13 protein-coding genes are annotated in these 17,094 nt (G+C 62.7%); 8 read left to right on the plus strand and 5 right to left on the minus strand.

From position 1 onward, the window contains the following. Positions 1-10: 10 nt before the first annotated feature. The gene (locus AC3IQ7_RS24080; RefSeq protein ID WP_322426376.1) at positions 11-1,396 is read right to left on the minus strand and encodes a DNA recombination protein RmuC; all 1,386 of its coding nucleotides are present in this window, start codon (positions 1,394-1,396) and stop codon (positions 11-13) included. A 5-nt stretch (positions 1,397-1,401) separates the two neighbouring features. Beyond that, positions 1,402-1,797 carry a group II truncated hemoglobin gene (locus AC3IQ7_RS24085; RefSeq protein WP_034785429.1) on the minus strand — a complete coding sequence of 132 codons (396 nt, stop codon included), beginning with the start codon at positions 1,795-1,797 and terminating at the stop codon, positions 1,402-1,404. A 131-nt stretch (positions 1,798-1,928) separates the two neighbouring features. On the opposite strand from AC3IQ7_RS24085, the gene AC3IQ7_RS24090 reads away from it, so the two are divergent. From AC3IQ7_RS24090 to AC3IQ7_RS24100, 3 genes are read left to right on the plus strand one after another with little or no spacing between them, the layout of a single operon-like run. Further along, a complete protein-coding gene (locus tag AC3IQ7_RS24090; RefSeq protein WP_489207500.1) occupies positions 1,929-3,194 on the plus strand; it encodes an MFS transporter in 1,266 nt (421 codons plus the stop codon). A gap of 12 nt (positions 3,195-3,206) precedes the next feature. Then, positions 3,207-3,554, plus strand: a complete 348-nt coding sequence (locus tag AC3IQ7_RS24095; protein ID WP_322426374.1) for a GIY-YIG nuclease family protein — start codon at positions 3,207-3,209, stop codon at positions 3,552-3,554. A gap of 57 nt (positions 3,555-3,611) precedes the next feature. After that, positions 3,612-4,061, plus strand: a complete 450-nt coding sequence (locus tag AC3IQ7_RS24100) for a MarR family winged helix-turn-helix transcriptional regulator (RefSeq protein WP_489207501.1) — start codon at positions 3,612-3,614, stop codon at positions 4,059-4,061. A 17-nt stretch (positions 4,062-4,078) separates the two neighbouring features. On the opposite strand, the gene cqsA is transcribed toward AC3IQ7_RS24100, so the two are convergent. Further along, positions 4,079-5,326: an alpha-hydroxyketone-type quorum-sensing autoinducer synthase gene (gene cqsA / locus AC3IQ7_RS24105; RefSeq protein WP_489207502.1), complete on the minus strand. Its 1,248-nt coding sequence runs from the start codon at positions 5,324-5,326 to the stop codon at positions 4,079-4,081. Positions 5,327-5,478: 152 nt separating this feature from the next. Between cqsA and AC3IQ7_RS24110 the strand changes: the two genes are divergently transcribed. Further along, positions 5,479-6,777: a sensor histidine kinase gene (locus AC3IQ7_RS24110; RefSeq protein WP_489207503.1), complete on the plus strand. Its 1,299-nt coding sequence runs from the start codon at positions 5,479-5,481 to the stop codon at positions 6,775-6,777. Positions 6,778-6,780: 3 nt separating this feature from the next. Beyond that, positions 6,781-7,788 (plus strand): response regulator, encoded by a 1,008-nt coding sequence (locus AC3IQ7_RS24115; RefSeq protein ID WP_489207504.1) that lies wholly within the window; start codon positions 6,781-6,783, stop codon positions 7,786-7,788. On the opposite strand, the gene AC3IQ7_RS24120 is transcribed toward AC3IQ7_RS24115, so the two are convergent. Together AC3IQ7_RS24120 and AC3IQ7_RS24125 are read right to left on the minus strand one after the other, a co-directional pair. After that, entirely contained in the window at positions 7,785-10,316 is a 2,532-nt protein-coding gene (locus tag AC3IQ7_RS24120) for an ABC transporter permease (RefSeq protein WP_489207505.1), read from the minus strand. The two genes, AC3IQ7_RS24115 and AC3IQ7_RS24120, sit on opposite strands and share 4 nt — an antisense overlap. 23 nt (positions 10,317-10,339) lie before the next feature. Continuing rightward, positions 10,340-11,371, minus strand: a complete 1,032-nt coding sequence (locus AC3IQ7_RS24125; protein ID WP_489207506.1) for an adenosine deaminase — start codon at positions 11,369-11,371, stop codon at positions 10,340-10,342. Positions 11,372-11,942: 571 nt separating this feature from the next. On the opposite strand from AC3IQ7_RS24125, the gene AC3IQ7_RS24130 reads away from it, so the two are divergent. The 3 genes from AC3IQ7_RS24130 (at position 11,943) to AC3IQ7_RS24140 (ending at position 16,807) form a co-directional block, all read left to right on the plus strand. Next, positions 11,943-13,865, plus strand: a complete 1,923-nt coding sequence (locus tag AC3IQ7_RS24130; protein ID WP_034785249.1) for a PrkA family serine protein kinase — start codon at positions 11,943-11,945, stop codon at positions 13,863-13,865. Between the two features lie 72 nt (positions 13,866-13,937). Further along, the gene (locus tag AC3IQ7_RS24135) at positions 13,938-15,206 is read left to right on the plus strand and encodes a YeaH/YhbH family protein (protein WP_489207507.1); all 1,269 of its coding nucleotides are present in this window, start codon (positions 13,938-13,940) and stop codon (positions 15,204-15,206) included. Further along, a complete protein-coding gene (locus tag AC3IQ7_RS24140; protein WP_099378181.1) occupies positions 15,206-16,807 on the plus strand; it encodes a SpoVR family protein in 1,602 nt (533 codons plus the stop codon). Before AC3IQ7_RS24135 ends, AC3IQ7_RS24140 begins: the two co-directional genes overlap by 1 nt. Positions 16,808-17,094 lie beyond the last annotated feature (287 nt).

Below are 17,094 nucleotides of genomic sequence, written 5' to 3' on the forward strand. Positions count from 1 at the left end.
GCGGACGGCGCTATTCGCCGTCCGCCTCGGCCGACAGGCCCGCGTCCGCCTTCCCCAGCAGCAAGGCAGCCGCCTCGCCCGGCAAGGCTTCCACGGATTTCAATTTGCGCGCCATCTGCCGGCTGCGCACTTCCGCGCTTTCGATATTCTTCGCCGCCTTTTCCAGGGTCAGCCGGGTTTGCGACAGCACGTCGCCAAACTTGCCGAATTCCGTCTTCACGGCGCCCAGCACTTGCCACACTTCCGACGAACGCTTTTCCAGCGCCAGGGTGCGGAAACCCATCTGCAAACTATTGAGCAAGGCCGTCAACGTGGACGGTCCCGCGATGCTGACCCGGTGCACGCGCTGCAATTCGTCGGCCAGTCCAGGACGGCGCAACACTTCCGCATACAGCCCTTCCGTAGGCAAGAACAGGATGGCAAAGTCGGTGGTCAACGGCGGCGCCAGGTATTTCTCGGCGATGGTTTTCGCTTCGCCGCGCACGGCCCGTTCCAGCTCGCGGCCGGCCAGGGCCACGCCGTCGGCATCGGCCCGCTCGGCCGCATCGACCAGGCGCTCGTACTGTTCCTTGGGGAACTTCGCGTCGATCGGCATCCACACGGGCGGCCCGCCATCGGCAAGGCCCGGCAGTTTCAGGGCGAATTCCACGCGCGCGCCGCTGCCCGGCAAGGTTTCCACATTCTTCGCGTACTGGTCGACAGTGAGTACCTGCTCCAGCAACATTTCCAGCTGCACCTCACCCCAGGTGCCGCGCGTCTTGACGTTGGTGAGCACCCGCTTCAAATCGCCCACGCCCAGCGCCAGCTGCTGCATTTCACCGAGGCCCTGGTGGACTTTTTCCAGCCGCTCCGACACTTGCTGGAACGACGCACTCAAACGCGTTTCCAGGGTGGCATGCAGTTTCTCGTCAACCGTCTTGCGCATCTCTTCCAGGCGCGCGCCATTGTCGGCCTGCAAATCGCGGATCTTGTTTTCCAGGGTGGCGCGCACTTCCAGCATGCGCTGCGCATTCGATTCCGTCAGTTGCGCCAGCGTCTGGTTGGTGCTGTCGGCAAAGCGCGCCAGGCTTTGCGCCTGTTCTTCGCGCCCGACTTTCCCCTGCGCCTGCATCTGCGTGCGCAGGCTGTCGAGCTGCTGCAGGGTTGCCGCCTGGAATTGCGCCAGGCTGGTGGCGAGGTCTTGCCGCGCCGCTTGCGCCGACGCCTGCAGTTGCAGCCGCACTTCGCGCTCGACCCGGTCGATGCGTTCCAGGCTTTGCTGCTGGTGCTGCTGCACCAGGGCCAGGGTGGTGGCGCCATCGCCGGCGGCACCACGCGGGCGCAGCAAGATCAATAGCAATAAAACGATGGCGACGATGGCGGCGCCCAGCAGGCTGTAAAACTCGATAGGGCTCATGGGTGTCAGTCAGGTTTGTTGCGCATCCAGTCGGCCGTCTGATAGAACGATTCCATCAGGCGCACGCGCAAGGATTCTTCGATGCCCGTGTCTTCCATGGCCCAGGCCATGGCGCGCAGCCACTGGTCGCGCTCGCTGGTGCCGATGGCGTAGGGCAAGTGACGCGCGCGCAGGCGCGGGTGGCCGAATTTCTCGATATACAAGTCCGGTCCGCCCATCCAGCCCGTCAGGAAGAAATACAGCTTGTCGCGCGAGCCGTCCGTCGAGGGCGGATGCATGACGCGGATGCCGGCGAACTCGGCTTCGAGTTCCATCAAGTCATAAAAACGGTCGACCATTTCGCGCAGCACGGGGGCGCCGCCGATGGTCTCGTAGAGGGTGGGGGCAGTGGTATCAGTCATGGCCGCCATGATAGCGCAAGCGCCGGCGGCCCATGCGGCGCCGGCGCCTCTGCCACAATAAAAAGCAATATACTTGATCACTCAAGCTTATATCAACTACTATGCAATCTTTAAACACGAACAAAACCACCATGCCGACCACCGCAGAACCGCATTTGCTACGCCATACCAATTTCCGCTGGCTGCTGGGCGGCGGCCTCGTGTCCATGCTGGGCGACCAGTTCAGCATGCTGGCCCTTCCCTGGCTGGTGCTGAGCCTGACGGGCGATAGCCTCAGCCTGGGCATCGCCGTGGCCCTGATGGGCGCGCCGCGCGCCGTGCTGATTTTGCTGGGCGGCATGGTCGCCGACCGCTACTCGCCCCGGCGCGTCATGCTGATCAGCAAATATGCGAATGCCGCCATCCTGCTGGCGCTGGCCGGGTTGCTGATGCTGGACCAGGCCAGCCTGGCGCTCGCCTATGCGGCCGCGCTGGCGCTCGGCATCGCGTCCGCCTTCGGCATTCCCGCCGGCACGGCCATCCTGCCGCAAGCCGTGCCGCCGCAATCGTTGCAGAGCGCCAATGGCTTGCAAATGGGCGCGCGCCAGCTGTCCTTGCTGGCCGGCCCCCTGCTGGCGGCGCTCGTGCTCGGCGCCCACGAGAGCGGGCAGCAAACCGGCATGGCGGCGCTGGCCGCCGCCTTTGCCATCGATGCGCTGACATTCCTGTTTTCCGCCTGGACCTTGCGGCAAGTCAGCCTGCGGCCACTGGCTGCTGCGGCGGCGCAGGGCATGTGGCGCGACATGGCGGCGGGCCTGTCCATGGTGTGGCGCGACATTGCCTTGCGCAGCTGCTATGCCTACTGGGCCGTGGTGGCGTTCTTCGTCATGGGACCGCTGCAAGTGGCCTTGCCCGTGCTGGCCAGCGAGCGCCTGCACGGCGCCGCAGCGCTGGGTTTGCTGATGGGCGCGCATGGCGCCGGCACCCTGGCCGGCATGCTGGCATCCAGCCTGGGCGGCGCCTGGCTGCGGCGCCGCTTCGGCGCCACCCTGCTGCTGGTCGATGCAGTCGTCGGCCTGCTGCTGATGGGGCTGGGACAAATCAGCACGGCCTGGCAAGGCGCGGCCCTGCTGGCCGTGACGGGGCTGCTGGGCGGCTACTTGCATGTGGCCATCTTTACGTGGATACAGCGGCGCGTGGCGCCCGCCATGCTGGGCCGGGCGATGGCGCTGTTCATGGGCATCTTCCTGGGCCTGGCGCCGCTGTCGGCGGCCGCCACGGGCGCGCTGCTGCGCCACGTCACCGTGGGCGAGCTGTTCTGCGGCGGCGGCGCCCTGCTGCTGGCGGCCGCCGTGGCCGCCGCCCTGCTGACCGGCATTCCCCGCATCGGGGAAGCCGATTGCGTCATTCAACCTTGAGAAAGTTTCACCATGGATAAAATACAGCAAGCGGCCCTGAAAGCTGCTTACAGGCAACAGCCGCCGCCGCTGGGCATCATCGCCCTGCGGCACTTGCCCAGCGGGCGCGCCTTGCTTGAAAGCAGCCGCAACGCACCCGGCATGCTGAACCGGCACCGCTTCGAACTGAACCTGGGCAAGCACCGCAATGCGGCGCTGCAGGCGGACTGGCGGCGCGACGGCGCGGCGGCCTTTTCCTGCGCGGTCATCGATACGCTCAAGCTCCCCGACGATCCCGCCTTCGATGCGGACGCCGAACTGGGCGCCCTGCTGGCCCTGCACCGCGCGCACTGGCTGGAACAGGGTCAGCCACTGTATTGAGCTGCGGTGCATTACACTTGCGTACTCAAGCACTTCGCAGTAAATATAAAGGATGGCATGAACGATCACACTCCCCTCTCGCAGGACGGCGATGGCGCGCTGGACTTTTGCCTGCGCCTGGCGCGCGCCCAGGCGCTCATCGTGCGCCGCTTCGACAGCACCCTGGGCAATTTGCATGGCCTGAGCTTCAGCGACTATCAATTGCTGTACCAGTTGCAACGCGCCCCCGGTGCGCGCCTGCGCCGCATCGACCTGGCCGAGCGCCTGGCGTTGACGGCCTCTGGCATCACGCGCTCCCTGATGCCGCTGGAAAAGATCGGCCTGGTGACGCGCCAGGCCGATGTGCGCGACGCACGCGTCGGCTATGCCGTGCTGACCGCCGCCGGCCAGGAATTGCTGGGACATGCCAGCGCCACGGCGCAGGCGGTGGGACGCGAATTGCTGCAGGACGCGCCGCCAGAACAGCTGGGAGCGCTGTCGGCCATCCTGGGCAAGCTGGCCGGCTGACGCTGCCAGCCAGCCGCTTACACGAGCGCCAGCTTGCGCAGTCGCCGCGTCGACTGCCAGTGTTCCACGCCCGCTTCGGCGCGGATGGCGGCGCAGCCCGCCAGCACCCGGTCGATGGCCGCCTCGTCGAGTCCCGCATTCAGGGTCAGGCGCACGAGGGCGCGGTTCTTCGCCGTTGCCGGGGCGCAAAACATGGCGCCGAAAATACCTTGCCGTTCCAGCGCCTGGCGCAGTGCCAGGGTGGCCGGTTCGCCGCCCGCCTCCAGCGCCACGATCTGCTCCGTGCCATCGCTGACGTTGTAGCCCAGTTCGCGCAAGCCTTCGCGCACCTGCAGCGTATGGCGCCGCAAGGTGGCGCGCCGCCCATCGGCGGCCATGATGAAATCGAGCGCCGCGCCCAGCCACGCCAGCTCATGCGCCAACAGGCAGGAGCTGAAGATGGCGGGCCGCGATTCGGACAAAAAATAGCCCTTGAAGCGGCTGGAACAGCTGATGAAACCGGCCCGCCCCGCGAAGGCCTTGGCCAGCGACGCCGTGCGGAAATGCACGCGATGACCCAGGCCCCACGCTTCCACCAGGCCCGCGCCCTGCGGGCCATGCGTGCCCAGCGAGTGCGACTCGTCGACCACCACCACGCAGTCGCTGCGCTCGGCGATTTCGAGCAGTTCCAGCAGCGGCGCCAGGCTGCCGTTGGTGCTGTACAGGGCGTCGACGACGATCACGCCGCGGCCATGTTTTTCCACTTGCCGCCGCAAGTGCGTCATGTCGTTGTGCAGGAAGGGCACGGCCTGGGCCTGCGCCGACAGCACGCCTTCCCACAGCGAGGCGTGGGCCTGCATGTCGAGGTAAACAGGAATGCCGGGGCTGGCGATACACTGGATCAACCCCACGTTGGCCGCCATGCCGGACTGCGCCAGGATGCCGTCCTCGCAGCCCATGTACCGGGCCAGCCGGCTTTCCAGCCGGTGCTGTTCGCTGCCTTCCTGCAAGTACACGGCCGACATCAGCATGCCGCCCGCATTTGCCTGCAGCGACGCCACCTGGGCTGCCACCAGCGCCGGCTCGGCGGCGATGGACAGATAGTCATTACCGGCCAGGAAAATGGCATGGGCCGGTATCGGTTGCCAGGCATGGGGATGCTGGCCGCCCAGCAATTTTTCGATGCGCGTGATGTGATGCGCATCCATGCGCCGCACGATGTAGTCTGGCAGGCAGTGTTCGGCACGGGCGAACGATGGAATGGGCAAGCTGGTAGCGATGGTCATGAGTTTTCTCCTGGGGAAAGGTTTGCTGCGGATTAAAGCCTTGACCGTCTCGCCAACTCATCCATTGACGTATATCAATGTCCAATCAGATAACCGTTCAACCAGGAAAATTTACGCGATGATAATGTTCTGAAGAGAATCAAGGCAGAGTCATGACGCAGCAATTGCAAGGACGATGGACACACTGGCGCAGGCGCCTGCTCCATTCGCTGCTGCATGAGCGCATGCCCCATGAAAACCTGGCCGGCAGGGTTGCCATGCTGGCCGCCGTGGGCACGGTGGCGATGCCGCTGTACTACCTGCTGTGGCATTACTTTTTTCCGCAAGCCTATGAAAACCTGACCTTGCGCCTGACGGGCGTGGGCATCTGCGCGGCCGGCCTGTTTGCGCGCCACTTCTCGGCCCGCTGGCTGTCGCGCTACCTGCTGTTCGCGCTCAGCTACATCCTGCCCTTCTTCTTTACCTTCATGTTTTTGATGAACCACGCGTCGTCCATCTGGAGCGAATCGCTGCTGATCGGCCTGGTCATACTGTTTCATTTCGAAACGAAACTGGCTTGCCGCGCCTACCTGATCGGCACCAGCAGCGCCTGCCTGGCCGTCATCCTGCAGGGAGAGGGCAGCTTCCTGCTGCAGCGTGAAGTGCTGCAGCAACTGCCCGTGCACTGGTTCACCATTGCCTCGCTGTCCGTGGTGAAAGTGGGCAGCAAGGTGCTGGAGCTGGAACGGCTGGCTGGCCTGGCGGCCGGGCTCGGTTCCGTGGCGCACGAGCTGCGCACGCCGCTGACCAGCGTGGAAGCGAATGTGCGGGGCATGCGCCGGCTGCTGCCGCAGCTGGCGAGCCAGGCGGACGACTTGCCCCCGTTGCAGGAAGCCCTGTCGCGCATCCAGTTCGAAGTGCGCCACATGCAGCACATGATCGATTTGTTCCTGATGAGCGCCAGTGCCGTCAACCGCAACCTCCAGCCCAGCCAGGCGCTATCGATGCTGGCGATGGTGAATTCCGTGCTCAAGCGCTACCCGTTTACCGGCAACAGCCAGCGCGGCTGCGTCAAGGTGGACGTGCGCGCCGACTTCCAGTTCGCGGGCCAGGACGAGCTGTGCGTGGTGATCCTGCTGAACCTGCTGAGAAACGCGCTGAAAGCCATCCAGCGGGCCGGCAAGGGCCGCGTGCGCATCATCATCGACGGCGCCCGCCCCGTGCCCAGGCTGCTGTTCATCGACACGGGCTGCGGCATCGCGAAGAACCGCCTGCCGCTGATCTTCGAGCGTTTTTATTCGTATCCCGTGCACAACGGCAGCGGCATCGGCCTGGCCCTGTGCCGGCAGATCGTCACGGCCTGGCAGGCGCGCATCCGCTGCGTGTCGCGCGAGCATGCGTATGCGATTTTCATCCTGGAATTTCCCCAGCCCGTGCCGGCCCGCTTCCAACCCTCTTCCCCCGCAAGGTGATGCATGCAACTGCCCGTCTATTCCCATCCGACCCTGACCGTCTTGATCGATGACAGCGATTCCTTCCTGAAAAGCCTGGCCTTCCAGCTCGATCCCGCACTGGCGCACCAGACCTTCCACGACACCAGCAGCGCGCTGCACTGGCTGCGCCACAGCACGCAGCTGGGCGAGACGCCGCTGCACGTCAATTTCGACACGCAAAACCTGCCGCCCGACCAGCGCAACGTGGCGCTCGACCTCGAACGCATCTGGCGCATCAGCGGCCAGGCGCAGCGCTTTGCCGTGCCCTCCGTGCTGGTGGTCGATTATTCGATGCCGCAGATGAATGGCCTGGAATTCTGCCAGGCCGTGCGTGACTTGCCGTGCAAGAAGATTTTATTCACGGGCGCGGCCGATGAAAAAGTGGCCGTGACGGCCTTCAACCGGGGCTTGATCGACCGTTACATCAAGAAGAGCGACGACGACGCGCTCGATATCCTGGAACAGGAAATCGTTGCCCTGCAGCGCGAATTCTTCCTGCAGCAGTCGGACACGGTGCGCGACTTGCTATTGCTGCACGACTATAGTTTCCTGCAAGACGAAGCCATGGCCGACGTCGTGCACGAGCTGTGCCGGCGCCATGGCTTTGTCGAGTTCTATATTTTTCCGAATCCCTGCGGCATCCTGTTTTTCACGCGCGACGGCCAGGCCCGCCTGATGATCATCGAGACGGAACGCAGCCTGCACACGCAGTATGAAATGGCACGCGACAGCGACGCGCCCGAGTCCCTGCTGCTGGCCCTGCTGGAAATGCGCGTGATCCCGTATTTTTCCGATGCCGACAGCGACGGCATGTATGCGGCGCATATCGGCGAAAACTGGTTCCGCTACTGCGCCGCGCCAACCATCTGCCTGGGGCGCGAAACCTACTTCTGGGCCCTGTTCGACGTGCCGCCGCACAAGCTGGGGCAGCCGGTCATGTCCTACGCGCAATTTTTACGCGCGCAGGCGGACGACAGCGTGGGCGCTTAGCCTTCCCTTAGCGTTTGCAGCGGCGGATGCTTCAAGACATTGCGCAAGCCCAGCCAGCCGCCGGCGATCGCGCACAGGGCGCCGGCCAGCAGGCCGAACGCCCACACGCCGGGCGCGAAGCTCCAGGCGAACTTGAACTGGTAGGTGGCCAGCGCCCAGCCCATGGCCGCCGCGCCCGTTGCCGCCAGCAAGCCGGCCAGCGCGCCGACGAGCGAAAACTCGATCAGCTGTGCCTGCGCCAGCTGGCGCCGCGTGGCGCCCAGCGCGCGCAGCAGGCCCGCTTCGCGCGTGCGCTCGTCCTGCGAGCCCATCAGGGCCGCATACAGCACCAGCAAGCCCGAGGCCAAAGTGAAGGCGAAGAGGAATTCGACGGCCGTCACGACCTGGTCCAGCACGCCCTGTATCTGTTTCAGCACGCCGCCCACGTCGACCACCGTCAGGTTCGGATAGTCGCGCAGCAAGGCATTGCCCAGGTCCGCCTGCGCGGGCGGCAGGTGAAACGCCGTGATCCACGTCTGCGGCGTGTCCGCCATGGCGGCCGGATTGATGATGACGAAGAAATTGACGCGCATCGAGCCCCATTCCAGCTTGCGCAAACTCGTGATCGCCGCTTCGACGGGCTGGCCGGCGATGTCGAAGCGCAGCTTGTCGCCCAATTTCAATTTCAAGGTCTTGGCGATGCCCTCCTCCACCGACGCCTCGGCTGGCGCACCGGGCGCATTGCCGAACCACTTGCCGGCCACCAGCTTGTTTTCTTCCTGCATCGTGGCCATCGTCGACAGGTTGAATTCGCGGTCGGCCAGGCCCTTGGCGCGGTCATCCTCGTAGGTGGTTTCCGTGATGGCATTGCCATTCACGGCCACCAGGCGCCCGCGTATCATCGGATACAGGGGCGCGTTGGCCACGCCGGCCTGGGCCAGGCGCGCGGCGATCGGGTCTTTCTGTTCCGGCAGGATATTGATCATGAAGCGGTTCGGCGCGTCGGGCGGCGTGGCGTTGCGCCAGGCCACCATCAAGTCGCCGCGCACCACCGTCAGCAGCAGCAAGGCCATCAGGCCCAGGGCCAGGGACACCACCTGGATGACGGTGGCGCCCGGCCGGCGCTGCAAGGACGTGACGGCAAAGCGCCAGCCTTGGTGATTGAAAGCGCCGCGCAGGGTTTTCAGCGATTTGATGCCCAGCCAGCCCGCCAGGCCGAACAGGGCAAAGCCGCCGAGGAACCCGGCCGCCGTCAGCAGCGCCAGTTTCACGTCCCCCGCCTGCCACAACAGCAGCACGACGAAGGCGGCAATGCCCAGGCCATACGTGGCCAGGGCCAGCGCCTGCGGCGGCTCCTGCTCGCGGCGGATCACGCGGTTGTGCGGCACATTGCGCAACTGCAAAATCGGCGGCAGAGCAAAGCCCAGCAAGAGCAGCATGCCGGTGGCCACGCCTTGCAGCGCGGGCAGCATGGAGACGGGCGGCAAGTCGCTCTGCACCAGTTTCCCCAACAGCTCCAGCAGCACCAGGTGGCCGCCGAAGCCCACCATCACGCCGACCACGCTGCCGGCCAGGCCGACCAATAAAAATTCGATCACGTACATGGCCGTAACCTGGTTTTGCGTCAAGCCCAGGCAGCGCAGCATGGCGCACGCATCGAGGTGGCGCAGCATGAAACGGCGCGCCGCCATGGCCACGGCGACGGCCGCCAGCATGGCCGACAGCAAGCCGACGAGCGACAGGAAACGGTCGGCACGGTCCAGCGTCGATTGCATCTGCGGGCTGCCCGATTCCAGCGATTCGATGCGCACGCCCTTGATGGCCTGCGTCTTGATCTGGCTTTCCAGCCAGGCTTGATATTGCGCAAGCTCGGCCGCCTTGGCGGGCGGCGCCGACAGCAGCAAGCGGTACGACACGCGCGAGCCGTTCTGCACCAGCGTCGTGGCGGCCAGGTCGCCCAAGGGCAACATCACGCGCGGCGCGAAATTCAAAAAGGAAGCGCCGCGGTCCGGTTCACTGGCGATCAGTTGCGTGACCGTAAATGCCTTGTCGCCCAGGGTCAGGGTGTCGCCCAGTTTCGCGTTCAGGCTGGACAGGATGGCCGCATCGACCCACAGGGTGCCGGGCGCCGGCACCTGGTCCGTCGGCCGTCCCACGGCATCCTGCGCCTCGCTGGTGCTGGTCGTGATTTTCAGCTTGCCCCGCTGCGGGTAGCCGGGCGAGACGGCCTTGATGGACGCCAGTTGCGACAGCGATTGCTCGCCCTCGCCCGCCTGCGCCATGCTGGGAAACGTCACCGTGTCGGCCAAGATAAAACCGCGCTTGAGCGCTTCGGCGCGCCAGGCCGCATTGACGGGCTGGTCGGCGCTGATGACCAGGTCGGCCCCCAGCAGCTGGTGCGCGTCGCGGTTCAGGCCCGCGCGCAGGCGGTCGACGAAGAAGCCGACGGCCGACAGGGCCGCCACGGCGACGATCAGCGCGACGAGCAGGAAACGCAGTTGCCCGGCGCGCCAGTCGCGGCCGGTCATTTTCAGGGAGAGGCGGAACATGGGCGGCGGGTCTTCAGGTAGAGTTATTGCGTTGCGCCGTGGGCGGCGGCGTGCTGCGCGAAATACGCATCGACGGTGGCGAGGAAGGCGTCTTTCTGCGCCTGCGGCAGGAAGGCGGCAATGAAACCGTTGCGCGCCAGGCGTTGCGCGTGGGACAGGCCCAGCGGCAGCGCGTCGAAGATGGCGTCGAAGTTGTCGTTCATGTAGCCGCCGAAATACGCGGGATCGTCCGAGTTCACCGTCACCAGCAGGCCGGCGTCGAGCAGTTGCACCAGGTTATGGTCGTGCATCTGGTCGAACACGCGCAGCTTGGTGTTCGACAGCGGGCAGACGGTGAGCGCGATCTGTTCGCGCGCCAGGCGGGCCGTCAGGTCCGCGTCTTCCAGGCAGCGCACGCCATGGTCGATGCGCTCGACTTGCAAGTCGTCGAGCGCCGTGCGGATGTAGGCTGGCGGGCCTTCCTCGCCCGCGTGGGCCACCAGATGCAGGCCCAGTTCGCGGCAACGGGCAAACACGCGCGAGAATTTCTCGGGCGGGTTGCACACTTCCGACGAGTCGAGGCCGATGCCGATGAATTTGTCGCGGTGCGGCAAGGCGTCTTCCAGGGTCTCGAACGCTTCTTTCTCGCTCAGGTGGCGCAGGAAGCACAGGATCAGGGCCGCGCTGACGGGGCTGTCCTGGCAGGCGCGGTGAATGCCGCTGATCACGTCGGCGATGGCCACGCCGCGCGCCGTGTGGGTTTGCGGGTCGAAGAAGATTTCCGTGTGCAAGACGTTGTCCGCTTCGGCACGGCGCAGGTAGGCTTGCGTCATGTCATAGAAATCCTGCTCTTTCAAGAGCACGCTTGCGCCAGCGTAATAAATGTCGAGAAAAGACTGTAAATCCGTAAAAGCATAGGCGCTGCGCAAGTGTTCCACCGATTCATAGCCCAGCGGCACGCCATTGCGCTCTGCCAGTGCGAAAATCAGTTCTGGCTCCAGCGAGCCTTCGATATGGATATGCAGTTCGGCCTTCGGCATGCCGCGGACGATCGCGCGCAATTGGGAGTTCATCATGGGTGTTCCTTATAGGGTGACGATAACAATGCTGGCCCGCGCACGCACGGCGCGCGGGGCCATCAGACATGCAGGCATCTTAGCGCAAGATGGCCAGGCTCACCGGCGCCCGGCCGCCATGACGCCCGCTGCGGCGGCGCCACGGCCGGCTCCGGCACGCGCTGGCGAATTGTCGTATGATGATTTAAAAGGTACAAAATAGTTCATTGGAATCGATGAAAAATTTGATGATTTATCCAATTAAATCAACAATTTACAAACAAGTATTAAGGATATGCTGACATATCTTTTGACTTCCTGATCCTTTAGAGCAATAATAAATTTCATGGGGTAATGGTAGGTGCAACAAGCGCTATCAACAGTGAAAAAAAGCCGGCTGGCCACGTCAGCACACGGCATCAAGCGCCAGTTTTTTGGTCCGGGCAATCCGGACTCGCAAAGACAGCCGGGCTTGAAACAACAATAAAAATCGATACGGGGTACAGGAAAAATTCAAGCGGCAAGCCCAGGCGAGTGCCAGGCGGGCGGCCATGGTGACTGGCAGTACAGGTTTACATTAAAGGACATTGACATGACCATTTTTGATAACTATGCAGCACGCTACGAGCGCACCCGCGAAGAGGAAATGTCGCTCACCGAGTACCTGGCCCTGTGCAAGAAGGACAAGCTGACGTACGCCAGCGCGCCCGAACGCATGCTGGCCGCCATCGGCGAGCCGCAGCTGGTCGACACGCGCAACGACACGCGCCTGTCGCGCATCTTCGCCAACAAGATCATCAAGATCTATCCCGCCTTCCGCGAGTTCTACGGCACCGAGGAAGTCATCGAGCAGGTCGTCTCGTATTTCCGCCACGCGGCGCAAGGCCTGGAAGAACGCAAGCAGATCCTGTATCTGCTGGGGCCTGTCGGCGGCGGCAAGTCGTCGATTGCGGAAAAGCTCAAGTCGCTGATGGAGCACGTACCCTTCTATTGCCTGAAAGGCTCGCCCGTCAACGAATCGCCGCTGGGCCTGTTCAACGAGGAAGAGGACGGCACCATCCTGGAAGAGGATTACGGCATCCCGCGCCGCTACCTGCGCAACATTCCCAGCCCGTGGGCTGTGAAACGCCTGCATGAATACAATGGCGATATCAACCAGTTCCGCGTCGTCAAGCGCTACCCGTCCGTGCTGAAACAGATCGCCATCTCGAAAACGGAGCCGGGCGACGAGAACAACCAGGATATTTCTTCGCTGGTGGGCAAGGTCGACATCCGCAAGCTGGAAGATTATGCGCAGGACGACCCGGACGCCTACAGCTATTCGGGCGGCCTGTGCCTGGCCAACCAGGGCCTGATGGAATTCGTGGAAATGTTCAAGGCGCCCATCAAGGTCTTGCATCCGCTGCTGACGGCCACGCAGGAAGGCAATTACAAGGGCACGGAAGGTTTCGGCGCGATTCCTTTCGACGGCATCATCCTGGCCCACTCGAACGAGTCGGAATGGAAAACCTTCAAGAACAACCGCAACAACGAGGCGTTTCTAGACCGTATCTATATAGTCAAGGTGCCGTACTGCCTGCGCGTGTCCGACGAAATCAAGATCTACGACAAGCTGGTGGCCAATTCCTCGCTGGTCAAGGCCCCGTGCGCGCCCGGCACCCTGCGCATGATGGCGCAGTTCGCCATCCTGTCGCGCCTGAAAGACCCGGAAAATTCCAGCATCTTCTCGAAGATGCTCGTCTACGATGGCGAAAATCTCAAGGATACGGACCCGAAAGCCAAGTCCATGCACGAATACGTCGATTACGCGGGCGTGGACGAAGGCATGAACGGCCTGTCGACGCGCTTTGCCTTCAAAATCCTGTCGAAAGTGTTCAACTTTGACAATTCCGAAGTGGCTGCCAATCCCGTGCATCTATTATATGTACTGGAACAGCAGGTCGAGCGCGAGCAGTTCGCGCCGGAACTCGAGCAGCGCTACTTCTCCTATATTAAAGAGCACCTGGCGCAGCGCTACGTGGAATTCATCGGCAAGGAGATCCAGACGGCGTACCTGGAAAGCTATTCGGAATACGGACAGAACATTTTCGACCGCTACGTGACGTTTGCCGATTTCTGGATACAGGACCAGGAATACCGCGATCCGGACACGGGCGAAAGTTTTGACCGCGAATCGCTGAACAATGAACTGGAAAAGATCGAGAAACCGGCGGGCATTTCCAATCCGAAGGATTTCCGCAACGAAATTGTCAACTTCGGGCTGCGCGCGCGGGCCTCGAACGGCGGCAAGAATCCCGCCTGGACCAGTTATGAAAAGTTCCGTACCGTGATTGAAAAGAAAATGTTTTCGAATACGGAGGAATTGCTGCCGGTGATATCCTTCAATGCCAAGGCCAGCGCCGACGATGCCAACAAGCACGCCGACTTCGTGGCCCGCATGGTGGAAAAAGGCTATACGGCCAAGCAGGTACGCCTGTTATGCGAATGGTACTTGCGCGTGCGCAAGTCGTCATAGCGCGGACAGCGGAGGCGCGCTCCCGCCCGGTGACTGGCGGAGCGCGCAAGACGAGAGGCAAGGAGGCACCCTTTGACATACCTCATCGACAGGCGCTTGCAAAGCAAGAATAAATCCGCCGTCAACCGCGAGCGTTTCTTGCGGCGTTACAAGGGCCAGATCAAGGATGCCGTGGGGCGCGCCATCAAGGGGCGCTCGATCACGGACGTCGAGAATGGCGAGAAGGTCAGCATCCCCGTCAAGGACGTGGGCGAACCGTCGTTTGGCCACGCGCATGGCGGCGTGTGGGAAGTGGTCAATCCCGGCAACAAGGAATACCTGAAAGGCGACCAGATCGCCCGGCCGAAAGGCGGCGGTGGCGCCGGGCGGGGCAAGGCGGGCAATAGCGACGAGACGACGGAAGACGATTTCATCTTTGAATTGTCGCGCGAAGAATTCATGAATTATTTCTTCGAAGACCTGGAATTGCCGCACATGGTGAAAACCCAGCTGACGGCCACCACGGAATTCAAGAACCAGCGCGCCGGCTACAATATGTCGGGCACGCCATCGAACATCCATGTGCTGCGCTCCCTGCGCGGCGCGCTGGGGCGGCGCATCGCCGTCGGCGGCGGCGCCCGCAAGCAGCTGGCGCAGGCCGAGGAAGACCTGGCGACACTATTGCACGAAGGCGCGCCCGACAGCGACCCGCTCGTCACGGAGCTGCGCCGCCTGATCCACCACCTGCACACGCGCCTGCTGGCCATTCCCTTCATCGACCCGTTCGACTTGCGCTACAGCAACCGCATCAAGGTGCCCAAGCCGATGACGCAGGCCGTCATGTTCTGCATCATGGACGTCTCCGGCTCCATGGACGAATCGCGCAAGGACACGGCCAAGCGCTTCTTCATCCTGCTATATCTGTTCCTCAAGCGCGCCTACGACAAGATCGAGGTGGTCTTCATCCGCCACCATACGGCGGCGGCCGAAGTGGACGAGCATGAATTCTTCAATTCGCGCGAGTCGGGCGGCACCGTCGTGTCCTCGGCCCTGCACTTGCTCAACACCATCATCGACGAACGCTATGGCGCCGGGCAATGGAACAGCTATGTGGCGCAGGCATCCGACGGCGACAACTGGGACAACGATTCCATGCTGTGCCGCCAATTGCTGATCAACACCATCATGCCCAAGGTGCAGTACTACACCTATGTCGAGATCACCGACGGCCCGCAGCAAAACCTGTGGGAGCAATATGCGGGCGTGCTCGACCATCACGCCCATTTCGCCATGCAAAAGATCGTCACGCCGGCCGATATCTACCCGGTCTTCCGCGAACTGTTCAAGAAACAGGTGAAATGATGAGTGCAGCCTTTGACCGCGCCAGCAACACCCCGGGCGAACCGTTCGTGCGCCTGCGCCACCCGAACGCCCTGCCCGAGCAGTCGGAATGGACGTTCGAGCTGATCGAGCAAATCCACGAGGAAATCCGCCGCGTGGCGAAACAGTTTGGCCTCGACACCTATCCGAACCAGCTGGAAATCATCACGGCCGAGCAGATGATGGATGCCTACACCTCGGTAGGCATGCCCGTGTCATACAACCACTGGTCGTTCGGCAAGCACTTTCTGTCTACCGAGAAAAGCTACAAGCGGGGCCAGATGGGCCTGGCCTACGAGATCGTCATCAACTCGAACCCGTGCATCGCCTATCTAATGGAGGAAAACAGCCTGACCATGCAATCGCTGGTGATCGCGCATGCGGCCTACGGTCACAATTCCTTCTTCAAGGGCAATTACCTGTTCCGCGCCTGGACGGATGCGGACGCCATCATCGACTATATGGTGTTTGCCAAGAATTACATCGCCGAATGCGAGCAGCGCCATGGCGTCGATGCCGTGGAATTGCTGCTCGACTCGTGCCACGCCATCCAGAACTATGGCGTGGACCGCTACAAGCGCCCGGCGAAACTGTCGATGGCGAAGGAATATGCGCGCCAGAAAGAGCGCGAAGCCTATGTGCAGTCGCAGATCAACCAGCTGTGGCGTACCCTGCCCCGCCGTGAAGACGACGAGGAAGAGGACGACCAGCGCAAGGCCGCTCCCCGCTTTCCGCCCGAACCCGAGGAAAACCTGCTGTACTTCATCGAAAAGTACGCACCGCTGCTGGAACCTTGGCAACGCGAGATGGTGCGCATCGTGCGCAAGATTTCCCAGTACTTCTACCCGCAGCGGCAAACCCAGGTCATGAACGAGGGCTGGGCCACCTTCTGGCATTACACGATATTGAATCAGCTGTATGACGAAGGCGTGGTGGGCGACGGCTTCATGATGGAATTTCTGAAAAGCCATACCAACGTCGTCTACCAGCCGCCCATCGACAGCCCGTATTACAGCGGCATCAACCCGTATGCGCTGGGTTTTGCCATGATGAGCGACATCCGCCGCATCTGCGAGCACCCGACGGACGAGGATCGCGCCTGGTTCCCCGACATGGCCGGCACGGACTGGCGCAAGAGCCTGGACTTTGCCATGCGCAATTTCAAGGATGAAAGCTTCATCGCCCAGTATTTGTCGCCGCGGCTGATCCGCGAATTCCACTTCTTTGCCGTGCTCGACGACGACAAGAATGAAAAGCTGGCCATTTCCGCCATCCACGACGATGCCGGCTACCGCTACGTGCGCCAGCAACTGGCGGAACAGTACAACCTGGGCAACCGCGAGCCGAACATCCAGGTCTGGTCCGTGAATACGCGCGACGACCGCGCCCTGACCCTGCGTCACACGCAGTTCCAGCGCCGCCCGCTGAACCAGCAGGCCGTCGAGGTGCTCAAGCATGTGGCACGGCTGTGGGGCTTCGATGTGCACCTCGATACGGTCGATCCGCAGGGGGTGGTGCTGGGCACCTTGAATTGCCGGCGCGAGAAGCGCAACCGGCGCGATGACCCGGTTGTCCGGCCATGAAATGATTTGTTGATAATAATCAATAGCAAGAATATAAGCGCTTCCTATGCCTATATAGGAATTCCGTATGGCCTGGCGGCGTCGAAACGGCTGTCAGGAGCGTCTTTTTTGACCTGGGTGAAGTGCGTTCCGCACCCGTTTGGTGCGCGCGGCGGGCTAAGTGGTCTGGTTCCGAGTCAAAACATTTCCAAAAAGAAAGATTTTTCTCCAAATTTAGCAGTTTCCATATTGAATATCACGAAATATAATTCCGCCATATAGGCACATCGGAGAACTTAGCAGCGGTC

This window comes from Janthinobacterium sp. GL_088 (genome assembly GCF_057837845.1).